Consider the following 14,912-nt stretch of genomic DNA (forward strand, 5'->3'; position numbering starts at 1 on the left):
GGCGGGTCGGGGGTCGGAGGACTGGCGACGGGCTAGCGGGGCACGGCGTCGAGGGCTTTGAAGATGCGCTTGTCGGAGACGGTGTAGCGGGTGCCGATGGTCTGGGCGAAGTAGCTCAGCCGCAGTTCCTCGATCATCCACCGCACCTCGTCGAGCTCCTCGTGCGGTTCGTCGGCGGGCAGGGCGGCGCGCAGTTCGCGGTACTCGGCGTGCACGGCGTGCACGCGGTCCATCCACTCCTGGTCGCGGCGGACGTTCTCGGGCAGCTTCTCCAGGCGGCGGGCGATGCCCTGCAGGTAGCGGTGCACGTCGGCGAGCCGGTCGGCGCCGGCCTCGGTGACGAACCCCTGGTGCACCAGGCCGGTGAACTGGGCGCGGACGTCGGCCACGGACTCGTCGAACACGGGGCCGCGCACGCCGTTGAGGCGCAGTTCGACGTCCTGGGCGGCTTCCAGGACGCGGCGGACCTTGTGCACGACGTCGAACGTGGTCTCGCCCAGGCCGCGGCGGACGTGGTCGGTGAGCCGGGCGAACGCGGCCTGGGTCCACACCGGTCCGCCCGCGTCGCGCAGGAGCTTGTCGACCGCGGCGGAGATGCAGTCGGCCAGCAGCGGGGCCACGCCGCCGTGGGGGTTGCGGGTCAACGCGAGCTTCTCGGCGTTGGTGAGACCGCGTTGCAGCGACTTGACCGGTGACGGGGTGGTGAGCAGCAGCAGCCGGCGGGTGCCGCGCCACATGGCCTGCCGCTGGCGTCCGGGGGTGTCGAGGATCTCCACCGCGACGGTGTCGCCCTTGTCGACCAGGGCGGGGTAGGCGGTGACCACGATGCCGGACCGCTGCCGCTGCACGGTGCGCGGCAGGTCGCCGATGTCCCAGGTGGTCAGGCCGGTGCGGGCGAGGTTGCTCGCGGCGGCGGCGAGGGTCGCGCGCAGCTGTCCCCGCAGTTGGGCCTTGAGCGCGGCGAGGTCCTTGCCGCGGGCGAGCCGGCGGTCGTCCTCGTCGACGATCTCGAAGGTGAGCTTGAGGTGTTCGGGCACCTGGTCGAGCTGCCACTGCTCGCGAGGCACGACGACGCCGGTGAGGGTGCGCAGCTGTCGTTCCAGGGCGGGCAGGAGGGGTTCGTCGGGGTCGATGCCGGACAGGGCGGCGGCGGCCACGTCGGGCACGGGCACGAAGTTGCGGCGCACCGGTTTGGGCAGCGACCGGATGAGCGCGACGACGAGTTCGGTGCGCAGCCCGGGGATCTGCCAGGACAGCGAGTCGTCGGGCAGGGCGGTCAGCGCGGGCAGGGGCAGCGTGACGGTGACGCCGTCGACGGCCGTGCCGGGTTCGAACCGGTAGGTCAGCGGCAGGGTGAGGCCGCCGCGGCGCAGTTCGTCGGGGTAGGCGTCGGGGGTGACCGCGGCCCGGTCGTTGACCAGCATGGCCTTGTCGAAGGTGAGCAGGTCCGGCTCGGTGTGGCGGGTCTTCTTCCACCAGGTGTCGAAGTGCCGCACGGACACGACGTCGGCGGGCACGCGCTGGTCGTAGAAGTCGTAGACGGTCTCGTCGTCCACCACGATGTCGCGGCGGCGGGCCCGGTTCTCCAGCTCCTCGACCTCGGCGAGCAGGTCCCGGTTGTGCTGGAAGAACTTGTGGTGGGTGGTCCACTCCCCCTGCACGAGGGCGTGGCGGATGAACAGCTCGCGCGACAGCTCGGGGTCGATGCGCCCGTAGTCCACCTTGCGGGAGGCGACGATGGGCACGCCGTAGAGGGTGACCTTCTCCAGGGCGACGACGGACCCGCGCTTGGCCTCCCAGTGCGGTTCGCTGTAGGTGCGCTTGACCAGGTGCCCGGCGAGCTTCTCGGCCCACTCGGGTTCGATCTTCGCCACGGTCCGGCCCCACAGCCGGGAGGTCTCCACCAGTTCGGCGGCCATCACCCACTGGGGCGGTTTGCGGAACAGGGAGGAGCCGGGGAAGATCGCGAACTTCGCGTTGCGGGCGCCGAGGTACTCGGTGGCGACGCGCTTGCCCTGCTCGTTCTTCCCGGGGTTGCGCTTGGGCACGTCCTTGACGCCGATGTGGGACAGCAGCCCGGACAGCAGCGAGAGGTGCACGTTGCGCGGGTCGGCGGGCTGGTCGTTGACGTGCACGCCGAGGGTCTTCGCGACCTGCCGCAGCTGCTGGTAGATGTCCTGCCACTCCCGCACGCGCAGGTAGTTGAGGAACTCGGCGCGGCACAGCCTGCGGAACTGGTTGCTCGACAGCTCCTTCTGCTTGTCGCGCACGTGCTCCCACAGGGTGAGGAACGCGGTGAAGTCCGAGTCGGGGTCCTTGAACCGGGCGTGGAACTCGTCGGCGGCCTGCTGCTTGTCCGACGGGCGTTCGCGGGGGTCCTGGATGGACAGCGCGGAGGCGATGACCATGACCTCGCGGACGCACCCGTTGCGGTCGGCCTCGATGACCATGCGGGCCAGGCGGGGGTCGACGGGCAGCTGGGCGAGCTTGCGGCCCAGCGGGGTGAGCTTCTGCTCGGCGGGCAGGATCGCGCCGAGCTCCTGCAGCAGCTGCACGCCGTCGGCGATGTTGCGCGCCTCGGGCGGGTCGATGAACGGGAACGCGGCGATGTCGCCCAGGCCGATGGAGGTCATCTGCAGGATGACCGAGGCGAGGTTGGTGCGCAGGATCTCCGGGTCGGTGAACTCCGGGCGCGCGTCGAAGTCGTCCTCGCTGTAGAGGCGGACGCAGATGCCCTCGGAGACGCGTCCGCAGCGGCCCTTGCGCTGGTTGGCCGACGCCTGCGAGACGGGTTCGATGGGCAGCCGCTGCACCTTGAGCCGGTGGCTGTAGCGGGAGATGCGGGCGGTGCCCGGGTCCACGACGTACTTGATGCCGGGCACGGTCAGCGACGTCTCGGCGACGTTGGTGGCGAGCACGACGCGGCGGGCGGTGTGCGGCTGGAACACGCGGTGCTGCTCGCCGAAGGACAGCCGCGCGTACAGCGGCAGGACCTCGGTGTTGCGCAGCTCCAAGGCGGCGAGGGCGTCGGCGGTGTCGCGGATCTCGCGTTCGCCGGACAGGAACACCAGCACGTCGCCGGGGCCTTCGGCCTGCAGTTCGCGCACCGCGTCGCAGATGGCCTGGGTCTGGTCGCGGTCCGGGTCGGCGTCGGGGTCCTCGGGGTCCACGATCGGGCGGTAGCGGACCTCGACGGGGTAGGTGCGGCCGGAGACCTCGATGACGGGGGCGTCGCCGAAGTGCCGGGAGAACCGCTGGGGGTCGATGGTCGCGGAGGTGATGACGACCTTGAGGTCGGGTCGCTTGGGCAGCAGCTGCTTGAGGTAGCCGAGCAGGAAGTCGACGTTGAGGCTGCGTTCGTGGGCCTCGTCGATGATGATCGTGTCGTAGCGCGACAGCATCCGGTCGGTCTGGATCTCGGCGAGCAGGATGCCGTCGGTCATGAGCTTGACCAGGGTGTCCCCGCCGGACTGGTCGGTGAACCGGACCTTGTAGCCGATCGCGCTGCCCAACTCGGTGTCCAGCTCCTGCGCGACGCGTTCGGCGACGGTGCGCGCGGCGAGGCGGCGGGGCTGGGTGTGCCCGATCTGGCCGAGCACGCCGCGGCCGAGCTCGAGGCAGATCTTGGGCAGCTGGGTGGTCTTGCCGGAGCCGGTCTCGCCGGCGACGATCACGACCTGGTGGTCGCGGATGAGCGCGGCGATGTCGTCCTTGCGGGCGCTGACGGGCAGCTCGGCCGGGTACGTGATCTTCGGCACGGCTTCGCGGCGCAGGGCGACGCGCAGCTCGGCGGCCTCCAGTTCGGCCTCGATCTCGGCGAGCACGGCGGCGCGGGCGGCGTCGTCGCGGACCTTGCGGGCGCCCTCGAGCCTGCGTGCCAGCCTCCGCTGGTCCCGCGACATCAGTTCGGACAGGCGTTTGCGCAGGTCAGCGTGCGACATCTGGTTCATTTGGGTCAAGGATATCGAGGGCGGGCCGGTGGGGCTGCCGATTATCGGCCGGCGGACACGGCGAGTTGGCGTGACTGGGCGACCAACCGGCCGGTCGTGTCCCACAGTTCGACGTCCTCTTCGTGGTAGCCGTCGGCGAGGTGGCGGGTGGCGACGCGGGCGGCGAGCCAGTCCGACGCGGGCCGGGCGCGGACGTGGACGGTGAGCTCGACGGTGGCGGAGTCGGTCACGCCGAGCTCCAGGACGGCGGGCGCGGCGGTGTCGACCAGGGTGGCCAGGCTCGCGGTGTCGGCGGGGCGGCCGTCGGCGAAGCGGATCCAGAACTCGGCGCGCGCGGCGCCGCTGGGCCGGCCCCGGGCCCAGCCGTGGGGTTCGGGGCCGCGCAGGTCGACCCGGTCGGCGACGGTGACGCCGGGCAGGCGCAGGCCGCCGTAGACGTCGACGCACTCGCCGGGCGGCGGCAGGTCGGGCGCCTGCCCGGGGACGGCGGTGGGGCCGGTGGCGGCGCCGAGGTCGGCGTAGGAGGCCACGACGCGCAGCACCTCGCGGTCGCCGCAGCTCAGGCGTGCTTCACCGGTGGACAGCCGGCGGCCGGCGCGCACCAGCTCGGTGTCCACCCGGGCCGGTCCGACGACACCGGGGCGCAGGTAGTGCGCGCCGACGACGAGCGGGTCGGGGTGCGGCAGCACCTCGCCGAGCGCCCGCAGGCAGAACGCGACGAGGTAGCCGCCGTTGGGCCGGTCGCCGGCGCTGCCCCACCGGTCGGTGAGGTGGGCGGTGAACCGCCCGTCGCCCGTCGCGTCCACCCGCGTGTCGGTGTCCCACTCGTGCATGGGCTCACCCTAATGGGCGTTACCGGCGGGTAGCTCAGCCGGCGTAGGGGCTGCCGCCGTCGAGCATGGCCGTGACCATCTTCTTGAGGTGCTTGGCCATCAGCACGTTGTGCAGGCCGGGCCCGAAGCTGACCCGCGCCACGCCGAGCGGGGCCAGGTCGTTCGGCGTGGGCGTGCCCGGCCCGTGGCCGACGTTCACCGGCCGCCGCCCGACGGCCTCGACGAACGCGGCGACCCGGTCGCCGGGCAGCCGGATCGGGAAGACGCAGTCCACGCCCACCTCGAAGTAGGCCTGGGCGCGGCGCACGGCCTCGTCGAACGACTTCCCGCCGTGCAGGTACTCGTCGATCCGGGCGTTGATCACCAGGTCGGGGTTGGCGGCGCGCACGGCGGCCAGGAAGTCGACCTGCTCGGCGAGGTCGACCATGGCCTTGGCGCGGGGCTCGGAGTCCTCCAGGTTGCAGCCCGCCACGCCGATCTCCGCCAGCCGCTCGCCGATCCGGGCGGGCGGCAGGTCGTAGCCGCGCTCGATGTCGGTGGTCACCGGCACGTCGACCGCGGCGGCGATGCGGCGCGCGGCGTCGAAGGCCACGTCGGCGGGCATGTCGTGCCCGTCCTCGAACCCCAGGGCGGCGGCCACGGCGACGCTGGTGGTCGCCACCACCGGGTGGCCCGCCTCGGCGATGACCCGCGCGGACGAGACGTCCCACGCGTTGGGCACCACCAGCGGGCTGCCCGGCACGTGCAGCGCGCGCAGCGCCTTGGCCGCCTCGGTCACATCGGTGTTGGTCACGTCGACTCCCGTCACGACAGGGGCCGCGGCCGCACGGCGGCCCTCGACCCTGTTCGGCGTGGTGACCACGATGATCACCCGCGCCAATACTGCCAGTTCCGCCGATCCCGGACACCGACTCCGGCCGCCGGACCCGGTGGCGGCGGCTCGTGGTTAGGGTCCGGTCCGTGGCGAACCGGCGGCCCGTCGCGGGCGTGGACCTGCACCTGGACCTCGACCCGGCGGCGTCGCGGCGCGGCGGGTTGGAACGCGCGTTGCGGGAGGCGATCCGGGCCGGGCGGTTGACGCCGGGCGCCCGGCTGCCCGCGACCCGAAGGTTGGCCGTCGAGCTCGGGCTGGCCCGCAACACGGTGGCCGCCGCCTACGACCAGCTGGTGGCGGAGGGCTACCTGACCGCCCGGCGCGGCGCGGGCACGCAGGTCGCGCCGCTCCCCCTCGCCGAACCGCCCGCCCCGGCCGCCCCGCCGCTCCGGCCGGGGCCGCGGCACGACCTGACACCCGGCAGCCCCGACGTGTCCGCGTTCCCGACGACGGCCTGGCTGCGCGCGACGCGCCGGGCGCTGACCGCGGCCCCGGCGAGCGTGCACGGGTACGGCGACCCGCGAGGCCGGGTGGAGCTGCGCACGGCGTTGGCGCAGTACCTCGGCCGCACGCGCGGTGTGCGGGCCTCGCCGGAGCGGATCGTGGTGACCTCCGGGTACGTGCAGGCCCTGGCGCTGCTGGCGTCGGTGCTGGACGGGCCGGTGGCGATGGAGGACCCCGGGCTGCCCTTCCACCGCGACGTGGTGACCCGGGCCGGACGCCCGGTGGTGCCGCTGCCGGTGGACGAACGGGGCGCGACGACCCCCGCCGACGTGGCGGCGGCGGTGGTGACGCCCGCGCACCAGTACCCCACGGGCGTGCCGCTGCACCCGACACGGCGGCACGCGCTGACCACCTGGGCACGCGAGACCGGCGGACTGCTCGTGGAGGACGACTACGACGGCGAGTTCCGCTACGACCGGCAGCCGCTGGGCGCGGTGCAGGGCACGGCTCCCGACCACGTGGCGTACGCGGGCAGCGCGTCGAAGACCCTGGGCCCCGGCGTGCGGCTGGGCTGGCTGGTGCTGCCGCCGCGCTGGGTGGACCCCGTGGTGGACGCGAAGCTGCACGCCGACCACCACACCGAGGTGATCGGCCAGCTGGCCCTGGCCGACCTGATCGGCACCCACGCCTACGACCGGCACGTCCGCGGCTGCCGGCTGCGCTACCGGCGCCGCCGCGACCTGCTCGTGCGCCGGCTGGCCGACCTGGGCGTGCCGGCGCACGGCGTCTCGGCGGGGCTGCACGCGCTCGTGGAGCACCCCGACGAGGCGGCGGTGCTGGCCCGCGCCGCCGCGCACGGCCTGGCGGTGTCGGGGCTGCGCGAGCACTGGCACGACCCCGACCCCGACCCCGACACCGCGGCGCGGCAAGGCGTGGTCGTCGGGTACGCGACCCCCGCCGAGCACGCCTACCGCGCCGCGCTGGACGCCCTGACCCTCACCCTCACGGCCGGAGGTCCAGCGCCGCGCTGAAGTCGCCGTCCATGTGGAACGGGGTCGAGGTGTGCTCGTGGGCGATGCGCCACGCGCCGTCCACCCGCCGCAGGCACACCGTGGACCGGAACCACAGGTCGAACGCCTCGTGGCGCCCGCGCGGCACCGCGGACATCCGGTTGAGGCTGCGGCAGAACGCGAGGCCACCCTCGGACTGGTGGAGGTGCGGCCCGCCCTACCGCCAGCTCCTGCACCGCGTCGACCTGTCCGGCGAAGCCATCCGCCTGGCCCCCGACCTCGCCACCCGCCTGCCCGACGACGGCGAATCAGCCGGACTGCCGGCGCTGATGCTGCTCACCGACGCCCGCCGCCCCGCCCGCACCCGACCCGACGGCTCACTCGTCCCCCTGGCCGAACAGGACCGCTCCCGCTGGCACCCGGACCTCATCGCCGAAGGCACCCGACTGGTGCGCCACGCCCTGACACCACCCCGATCGGCCCCTACCAGCTGCAAGCCGCCATCGCCGCCCTGCACGCCGAAGCCCGCGACGCCGCCGACACCGACTGGAAGCAGATCCTCGGCCTCTACGACCTGCTGCACTCGATCACCCCCGGCCCGGTGGTCGCGCTCGACCGCATCGTCGCCGCCGCCACGGTCCACGGACCCGCCGCCGGCCTCGACCGGCTCGACGCCGCGGCGACCGACCCCGCGCCGCCCGCGCCACGCTGAACCTCCCCGAACGCCGCTACCTCGAAGAACGCGCCCACCCCGGCTGAGGACACGCCGATGCGCAACCACAACCCGCCGTTCGGCGGCTGGCGCGGCGGCACCCCGGCCGATGAGCTGGACCACGCGATGAGTCGGGGGACGGCCCATCGAGGGGGAGTCGGCTTGTTCCTACCCGTGCCGGTGCCCGTGCTGCCGCCCAGCACCGCACTGGCCGACCTGGCGACCGCGGGCGAGCACCACGCCTGGCTCGCGGGCACCACCGGCGTGTTCACCAGCCGTCCGTCGACACCACTGGTGCTCAGCTGGACCGGCGAGACCTGGCGCGAAGAGCCACTGCCCGACCTGCCCGCCCCGGCGAGCCTGTCCGGCGTGTCGGCCGCCGCGCCCGACGACGTCTGGGCGGTCGGCAACAGCGCCGGCCGCCCCCTCGTGCTGCACTACGACGGCACGACCTGGCACGTCGTCCCCACACCCCCCATCACCTGGGCCAAAGCCGTCACCGCAGTCGCCCGCGACGACGTGCACGTGGTCGGCACCGGCCGCGACGCCCTGCACTACGACGGCGTCCGCTGGCGACGGCGCACCGCCCTGTCCTCGGCCCGCGAAACCCTCCACACCATCACCGCCACCGGACGACACCACGTGTGGGCCGGCGGCGGCGGCCTCGCCGGCGCCGGACCCGCCACCTACGAGTACCCCGTGCTCGTCCACTGGGACGGCGCCACCTGGACCGAGATCCCCGGACCACGCGCCGAACGCGGCCACGTCGCCCGCCTCGCCGCCACCGCCCCCGACGACGTGTGGCTCGGCCAGGCCCGCGACACCGACGGACTGCGCGTGCACCGCTGGGACGGCCACCAGTGGACCACCGTCCCCACCCCCGACGACCCCGACCGCCTCAGCCTGCACGGCGTCGCCGTCGGCTGGACCTGGGGCGTGCGCGCCACCCGCGGCTCCTTCGAGACCAGACCCGCCTACCACCGCTGGACCGACACCGGCTGGACCTCCGTGGCCCTGCCCGACGACCTCGCCCTCGCCTCCGCCTCCCACGTCGGCCTCGCCACCACCGGCGCCACCACCTGGGCCTACCTCAAAACAGCCGCCGGCGTGCACGTGCTGCGCCACACGCTCCCGTGACCCACCGCCACCCCCTGGGTCACACTGTCGCGTGACCTTCCGCCTCACCGTCCTGGGCACCGCCACGCCCTACCCCCGCCCCGGCAACCCCTGCTCCGGCTACCTGCTGCGCAGCGAGCACACCGCCGTGTGGGTCGACGCCGGCCCCGGCACCCTCGCCGAGCTGCAACGCCACCACCGCCCCGACCTCCTCGACGCCGTCTGGATCTCCCACACCCACGCCGACCACGCCGCCGACCTCCTGCCCTACTACTACGCACTGCTCTTCGCCGACCAACAACCCCACGCGCCCATCCCGCTCTACGGCCCACCCGGACTCGCCGACCGCCTGGAAACCTTCCTCGCCGGCGCGTCACCCAACCCGGCCTCCGCCGCCTTCGACGTCCACGAACTGCACGACGGCCACCGCGCCGAGATCGGCGACCTCACCCTCACCAGCCGCGCCGTCGAACACGGACTGCCCGCCTTCGGCCTGCGCGCCACCCACGACGACGCCGTGTTCGCCTACTCCGGCGACACCGGCCCCTGCCGCGCCCTCGACGACCTCGCCGACGGCGCGGGCCTCTTCCTCTGCGAAGCCGACGGCAGCGGACCCCACCACTGCTCCCCCGAAGACGCCGCCGCGGCCGGCCGCCGCGCCCGACGCCTCCTGCTCACCCACGTCGGCCACACCGTCGGCACCGTCGAAGCCGCCGAACGCGCCCGCGCCGCCGTAGCCCGCCCCGGTGAGACCTTCACGATCAGGTGAGCCCGCACGTGGAATCCACCCCACCCACCCGCTCACCGACGCGATACCGCGAAGAACGCAGAAACCCCCCACTACCTAAGACGCCCCATAACCCGCCGAGGTTGCATTACGCGCAACACACCACACCCCGGGTAAATCACTGCCGAAAGTCACCACACCACCACCACAACGAACATCGACACCACCATTCAAACGAACGTCCCACCACCACACCCCTACTCCCACCACCCCCGCCACCAGCACCGACCCGCCCCGAGCACCACACCCACCAGACCCTTCACCACATCCCCGCCACCCCGACGAATGACCCACGATCGCCACCAACACGTAACCCGACGCACCCCGGACCAACACACACCGACCACCCCGACCGACCCACTTGGGGGGAACATGCCCACCCCCCACGACCAACCCAGTAGGCTGCCTCGTCGCCACCTCTGGATAGCCGGTATCCCCGGTGCACGGGTGGAACCACGAGGGGCCAACACGCAAGGGGAAGGGCGTGGCAAGGGGATGGGCGTTCCACACGGCAGAAAACTGACCGCCGGTCGTACGAGGCAACCATGAACGCCATCGACATCATGCTCCCCCACTACGGGGACATCTCGTACCTCAAGACCGCCGTGCGCAGCGTCATCGCCCAAGACGACGACAACTGGCGCCTCACCGTCATCGACGACAGCGTCACCGACAACGACCTCCCCGCCTGGTTCGACGCACTGCGCGACGACCGCGTCCGCTACCGCCGCAACCACCGCAACCTCGGCATCAACGCCAACTTCCAGCAGTGCCTCGACCTCGCCGAACACGACTTCCTCGTCGTCATGGGCTCTGACGACGCCCTGCTGCCCAACTACGTCGGCACCATCCGCCGCACCGCCCAGCGCTACCCCGACGCCGACGTCGTCCAAGCCGGCGTCGAAGTCATCGACCGCGACGGCAACGTCGTCAAACCCCTCACCGACCGCGTCAAGCGCAACCTCTACGCCCCCGACACCTCCACCCCCAAGGTGATGGCCGGCGAAGACCTCGTGGTCAGCCTCCTGCGCGGCAACTGGACCTACTTCCCCTCCCTGTGCTGGCGCCGCGAAGCCCTCAAAGACCTCGGCTTCCGCCCCGGCCTCAGCGTCGTGCTCGACCTCGCCCTCATGCTCGACCTCCTCGAACGCGGCGGCCGACTCGTCGTCGTGCCCGACCTCTGCTTCCAGTACCGCCGCCACGACGCCAGCGTGTCCTCCTCCCTGGCCTCCCTCGGCGGGCGCTTCACCGAAGAACACGACTTCTTCCTCGACGTCGCCGACCACATGCAGCACATCGGCTGGCACCGCGCCGCCAAAGCCGCCCGCCTGCACCTCTCCTCCCGCCTCCACGCCCTGCTCATGCTGCCCGGCGCCGTCACCTCCAGGCAGACCGCCAGCGCGAAACTCCTCGTCCGCCACGCATTCGGAACCACCAAACCCGTGAGGAAGTGATCGACGGTGCTGTCTACCGCGCCAGAACAACCGCCGCGGACCAGCCCCGAGCACACCCCGCCGCCGCCACCCACCGCACAACCCCGCCGAGGCCGCCTCTTCGCCGCCGAAGCCGTCGTGTCCGTGGCCGCCGCTGCGCTGATGGTGTTCCTCGCCCGCGGCATCGAGGTCAACCCCCTCGACCGGATCGGCCAGATCAGCGGCCTCGCCGGACTCCAACTCCGGTACGCCCTCATCGCCCTCGTGCTGCTGATCCTCCTGGTCGTCACCGCCCGCGTCCGCTGGGCCGCCCACGCGCCCACCGCCCGCCGACTCGCCGCCGCCGCGGCCTCCGGCCTGTTCAGCGGACTCGTCGCCGGCGCGATCCTGATCGCCCTGCGCGGCACCTCCTGGGGCCTGTTCGCCCTCTACGGCGACGCCGGCACCCTCAGCGACTGGGCCCACGTCCTCATGGACACCGGCACCATGAAACCCGACTACCCACCGGGCTGGATCCACGTGATCGCCTGGTACTCCCAGCTCACCGACACCGCCCCCGAGAACGCCCTCAAGCCCCTGCAGATCGCCGGCACCGCCCTGTTCGGCCCCGTCGCCTACCTCGCCTGGCGACTCCTGCTGAGTCCCATGTGGGCACTCGCCCTCGGCGTGCTCCCCGCCATCGTGCTGATCGAGCCGTACAAGCCCTACACCACGATCATGCTCGTCGTGATGGTCCCCGTGCTGCTCGCCCTGCTCCGCCGACTCCGGCGCGCCGGCGACACCACCTGGCGCGGCATCGTCCTGCCCGCCATCGGCTTCGGCCTCGCCCTCGGCCTCATCTTCCTCATCTACTCCGGCTGGTTCGTCTGGTCCGCACCCGGCATCGTGGTCGCCGCCCTCGTGCTGTTCCCCTGGCGCACCGGCTGGGCCAAGGGCCTCACCCTCCTCCTCGTCACCGCCGGCGTCTTCGTCGCCGTGTCCTCCCGCCACCTCTTCGGCCTGCTGGACGCCTCCGGCTCGGTCAAGGACCGCTACTTCTACTGGGACACCTGGACCGAACCCACCTACATCGCCATGTGGCGCACCGACCTCCCCGGCACCACCGGCCCCTGGCCGCCGCCCGGCGAGATCGGCGGCGTCGGCCTGTTCACCATCCTCGCCCTCGTCGGCCTGGCCACCGCCATCGCCGTCGCCCGCAGCCGCACCATCGTCATCACTCTCACCTGCGTCTTCGCCGGCGCCTGGCTGCTGCGCTTCCACTTCGGCTCCCAGATGTACGCCGCCGACGCCGTGCAGCTCTACCCCCGCAGCACCGCCGAACTCCTCTACTGCCTGCTCCTGCTCACCGGCTTCGCCGCCTACTACGGCGTGCGGCGCTTCGACGCCGTCACCCGCGTCCGCGCCGCCCTCTCCTCCCCGTCACTCGGCCTCGGCGCGCTCGTGGCGGTGTTCCTGCTCCTGGCCTCCGCCGGCTCCTCGATCGGCGACCGCTACATGCCGCGCGTCGACAACTCGCTCGGCGTCCTGGCCACCGCCTCGCACCTGACCAGGCAGACCGACGGCAACTGCCCGGCCTACAACCACACCCTGGGCAAGGGCTGCTACGGGAAGAACGACCCGCGCTACCACCTGGCGCTGGAGGAACTGGCCGAGCTGAGCCTCAAGCCCGGCGAGCTGCGGCACCCCAGCTCGGGCAACGGCTGACCGGACAGCACACCGGGATGGCGGCGGGGCGGTCGGAGACATCCGGCCGCCCCGCCGCCATCCCGCCCGGACGTGCGGCCGCCACCCGACCGGGGGAAGATCGAGACCGTGATGACGCTGACCGCGACCGTGCTCGACGCACCCGACGCCCAGTCCCTCGCCCGCTTCTACCGCGACCTGCTCGGCTGGCCCCTGCGGGACGACGAGCCGGGCTGGGCCACGCTGCGCCCGACCGACGGCGGCGCCGGGCTGTCGTTCCAGACCGAGCCCGACTACCGCCGCCCCACGTGGCCCGCCTCCGGCGACGACCAGCGGATGATGGCCCACCTGGACATCAAGGTCGACGACCTGGAAGCGGCCGGGGCCCGGGCGGTGGCGGCGGGCGCCACGCTCGCCGACTTCCAGCCGCAGGACGGCGTGCGCGTCTACCTCGACCCGGCAGGCCACCCGTTCTGCCTGTTCCTCGAGGGCTGGTGACCGCCCGCCGTCAGAGCGGTCCGATGGCCCGGGTGATCGAGTCCAGGACACCGGGGAACCGGTGCTCCATCTCCGCGCGCCGCAGCTCGTGGGTGCGGTAGCTGCCCTGCGGCGTCACGCGCAGCACCCCGGCCTCGCGGAGCACCTTCAGGTGGTGCGACAGCGTCGACATGCTGACCGGCACGTCGAACTGCCCGCACACGATCCCGCCCGATCGGGCCAGCTCGGCCACGATCCGCAGCCGGACCGGGTCCGCGAGCGCGTTGAGCACGGTCGCGAGACGCATGTCCTCCACGTCCGGGTGTTGTAGAGCGCGCACGGTCTCGCATAGTAGCGCCTCGGGACCAGTGGTCCATTAGTCCACACTGAAGGTATTAAAGTTATCAACGATGTTAGGATGAGCGCGTGACCTTGCCGGAGCCGGTGCGCGCGGAACTCGACCGGGTGCGGCACGCGGCGCTGGTGGACTTCGCCGCGTTGGAGCAGGTGCGCCGCCGGTTCGACGCCGAGCAGGCCGACGCGCTGTCGGGCTACCTGCGAGCCGCCCAGTCCGCCAACACGCTGCGCGCCTACCGCTCGGACTGGGTGGGCTGGGCGGCGTGGTGCGAGGCCGAGGGGCGGGTGGCGTTGCCCGCCGACCCGGTCGACGTGGCGGTGTACCTCGCGGTCGCGGCGGACGCGGCGAAGCCCGACGGCTCCCCCGCGTTCAGCCCGTCCACCCTGGAACGCAAGGCGGCGGCGATCGCCGCCGTGCACGCCGCCGGCGGCCTGCCCTCCCCCACCCGGTCGGACGTGGTGCGGTTGACGCTGCGCGGCATCCGCCGCACCCGGCAGGCGCAGCCCAAGCGCAAGCGGCCGGTGCTGCTGGGCACGTTGGAGGCGCTGCTGGCGGAGCTGCCACCCCCGGGCTGGCCCACGGGGCCGGCACGGCGGCGTGACGCGCTGCTGCTGCTGGTGGGGTTCGCGGGCGCGTTGCGGCGCAGCGAGCTGGCGGCGGTGGCGTTGCAGGACGTCACGGTCGACGTGGACCCGCGCACGCACGAGCCGCTGCTCCTGGTCGAGCTGGGCGTGACGAAGACCGACCAGACCGGCGCGCACCGGCAGCGCGTGGTGCTCCCCCGCGGCGCGCGGCGGCCGACGTGCCCGGTGTGCGCGTACGCGGACTGGGTCGACGTGCTGACCGCGCCGCAGCCGCGGGCGTTGCTGGAGGACGAGGGCGCCCCGTCGACGACCCACCGCTGCCACTCCTACCAACCCGCTCCGGCGCGCGGCCCGTTGTTCCCGTCGGTGAGCCGGCACGGGAAGGTGGGCGCCCGGTCCATGTCGGACCGGGCGGTGTCGGACGTGGTGAAGCGGTACGCGGCGCGGGCCGGGCTGGACCCGGCGCTGTTCGGCGGGCACTCGTTGCGTGCGGGGTTCGCCACGCAGGCGGCGCTGGGCGGCGCGAGCGACCGGGAGATCATGCGGCAGGGCCGCTGGACGAACCCGCGCACCGTGCACCGCTACATCCGCACCGCGAACCCGTTGGAGGACAACGCGGTCACCCGCCTCGGACTGTGATCAAGGGCGCAC

Annotated in this window: 11 protein-coding genes and 2 pseudogenes; 8 read left to right on the plus strand and 5 right to left on the minus strand. The window is 73.1% G+C overall.

Annotated features, from left to right (window positions below):
- Nucleotides 1-32: 32 nt before the first annotated feature.
- Genes hrpA through IOD16_RS16420 form a run of 3 tightly spaced genes read right to left on the minus strand, consistent with a single transcriptional unit; the run spans nucleotide 33 to nucleotide 5,576 of the window.
- The gene (gene hrpA / locus IOD16_RS16410; RefSeq protein WP_201440749.1) at nucleotides 33-3,950 is read right to left on the minus strand and encodes an ATP-dependent RNA helicase HrpA; all 3,918 of its coding nucleotides are present in this window, start codon (nucleotides 3,948-3,950) and stop codon (nucleotides 33-35) included.
- A 41-nt stretch (nucleotides 3,951-3,991) separates the two neighbouring features.
- Complete coding sequence (locus IOD16_RS16415) at nucleotides 3,992-4,783, minus strand: thioesterase family protein (protein WP_201440750.1); 792 nt, start codon at nucleotides 4,781-4,783, stop codon at nucleotides 3,992-3,994.
- 34 nt (nucleotides 4,784-4,817) lie between these two features.
- Nucleotides 4,818-5,576 carry an isocitrate lyase/PEP mutase family protein gene (locus IOD16_RS16420; protein WP_236595028.1) on the minus strand — a complete coding sequence of 253 codons (759 nt, stop codon included), beginning with the start codon at nucleotides 5,574-5,576 and terminating at the stop codon, nucleotides 4,818-4,820.
- 167 nt (nucleotides 5,577-5,743) lie between these two features.
- On the opposite strand from IOD16_RS16420, the gene pdxR reads away from it, so the two are divergent.
- Nucleotides 5,744-7,132, plus strand: coding sequence for a MocR-like pyridoxine biosynthesis transcription factor PdxR (gene pdxR / locus IOD16_RS16425; RefSeq protein ID WP_201440751.1), 1,389 nt, complete (start codon nucleotides 5,744-5,746; stop codon nucleotides 7,130-7,132).
- On the opposite strand, the pseudogene IOD16_RS16430 reads toward pdxR, so the two are convergent.
- Nucleotides 7,104-7,280: pseudogene (locus IOD16_RS16430) on the minus strand (nuclear transport factor 2 family protein); the annotation flags it as partial. The gene pdxR and the pseudogene IOD16_RS16430 overlap by 29 nt on opposite strands.
- 61 nt (nucleotides 7,281-7,341) lie before the next feature.
- On the opposite strand from IOD16_RS16430, the pseudogene IOD16_RS40330 reads away from it, so the two are divergent.
- The 6 genes and pseudogenes from IOD16_RS40330 to IOD16_RS16455 form a co-directional block, all read left to right on the plus strand.
- A pseudogene (locus IOD16_RS40330) lies at nucleotides 7,342-7,805 on the plus strand (DUF6596 domain-containing protein); the annotation flags it as partial.
- 75 nt (nucleotides 7,806-7,880) lie between these two features.
- Complete coding sequence (locus IOD16_RS16435) at nucleotides 7,881-8,960, plus strand: hypothetical protein (protein WP_201440753.1); 1,080 nt, start codon at nucleotides 7,881-7,883, stop codon at nucleotides 8,958-8,960.
- Between the two features lie 31 nt (nucleotides 8,961-8,991).
- Nucleotides 8,992-9,708: an MBL fold metallo-hydrolase gene (locus tag IOD16_RS16440; RefSeq protein ID WP_123741553.1), complete on the plus strand. Its 717-nt coding sequence runs from the start codon at nucleotides 8,992-8,994 to the stop codon at nucleotides 9,706-9,708.
- 563 nt (nucleotides 9,709-10,271) lie between these two features.
- On the plus strand, nucleotides 10,272-11,180 hold the full coding sequence (locus tag IOD16_RS16445; RefSeq protein WP_123741554.1) for a glycosyltransferase family 2 protein: 909 nt from the start codon (nucleotides 10,272-10,274) through the stop codon (nucleotides 11,178-11,180).
- Between the two features lie 123 nt (nucleotides 11,181-11,303).
- A complete protein-coding gene (locus IOD16_RS16450; RefSeq protein WP_201440754.1) occupies nucleotides 11,304-12,863 on the plus strand; it encodes a hypothetical protein in 1,560 nt (519 codons plus the stop codon).
- A 111-nt stretch (nucleotides 12,864-12,974) separates the two neighbouring features.
- Nucleotides 12,975-13,340 (plus strand): VOC family protein, encoded by a 366-nt coding sequence (locus tag IOD16_RS16455; protein WP_123747710.1) that lies wholly within the window; start codon nucleotides 12,975-12,977, stop codon nucleotides 13,338-13,340.
- A 10-nt stretch (nucleotides 13,341-13,350) separates the two neighbouring features.
- Here IOD16_RS16455 and IOD16_RS16460 read toward each other — a convergent pair whose 3' ends face one another.
- Nucleotides 13,351-13,659: an ArsR/SmtB family transcription factor gene (locus IOD16_RS16460; protein ID WP_201440755.1), complete on the minus strand. Its 309-nt coding sequence runs from the start codon at nucleotides 13,657-13,659 to the stop codon at nucleotides 13,351-13,353.
- An 86-nt stretch (nucleotides 13,660-13,745) separates the two neighbouring features.
- Between IOD16_RS16460 and IOD16_RS16465 the strand changes: the two genes are divergently transcribed.
- Entirely contained in the window at nucleotides 13,746-14,900 is a 1,155-nt protein-coding gene (locus tag IOD16_RS16465) for a site-specific integrase (protein ID WP_123741557.1), read from the plus strand.
- The last annotated feature ends 12 nt before the right edge of the window (nucleotides 14,901-14,912 follow it).

The sequence above is a fragment of the Saccharothrix sp. 6-C genome (assembly GCF_016695385.1).
Taxonomy (GTDB): Bacteria; Actinomycetota; Actinomycetes; order Mycobacteriales; family Pseudonocardiaceae; genus Actinosynnema; species Actinosynnema texasense.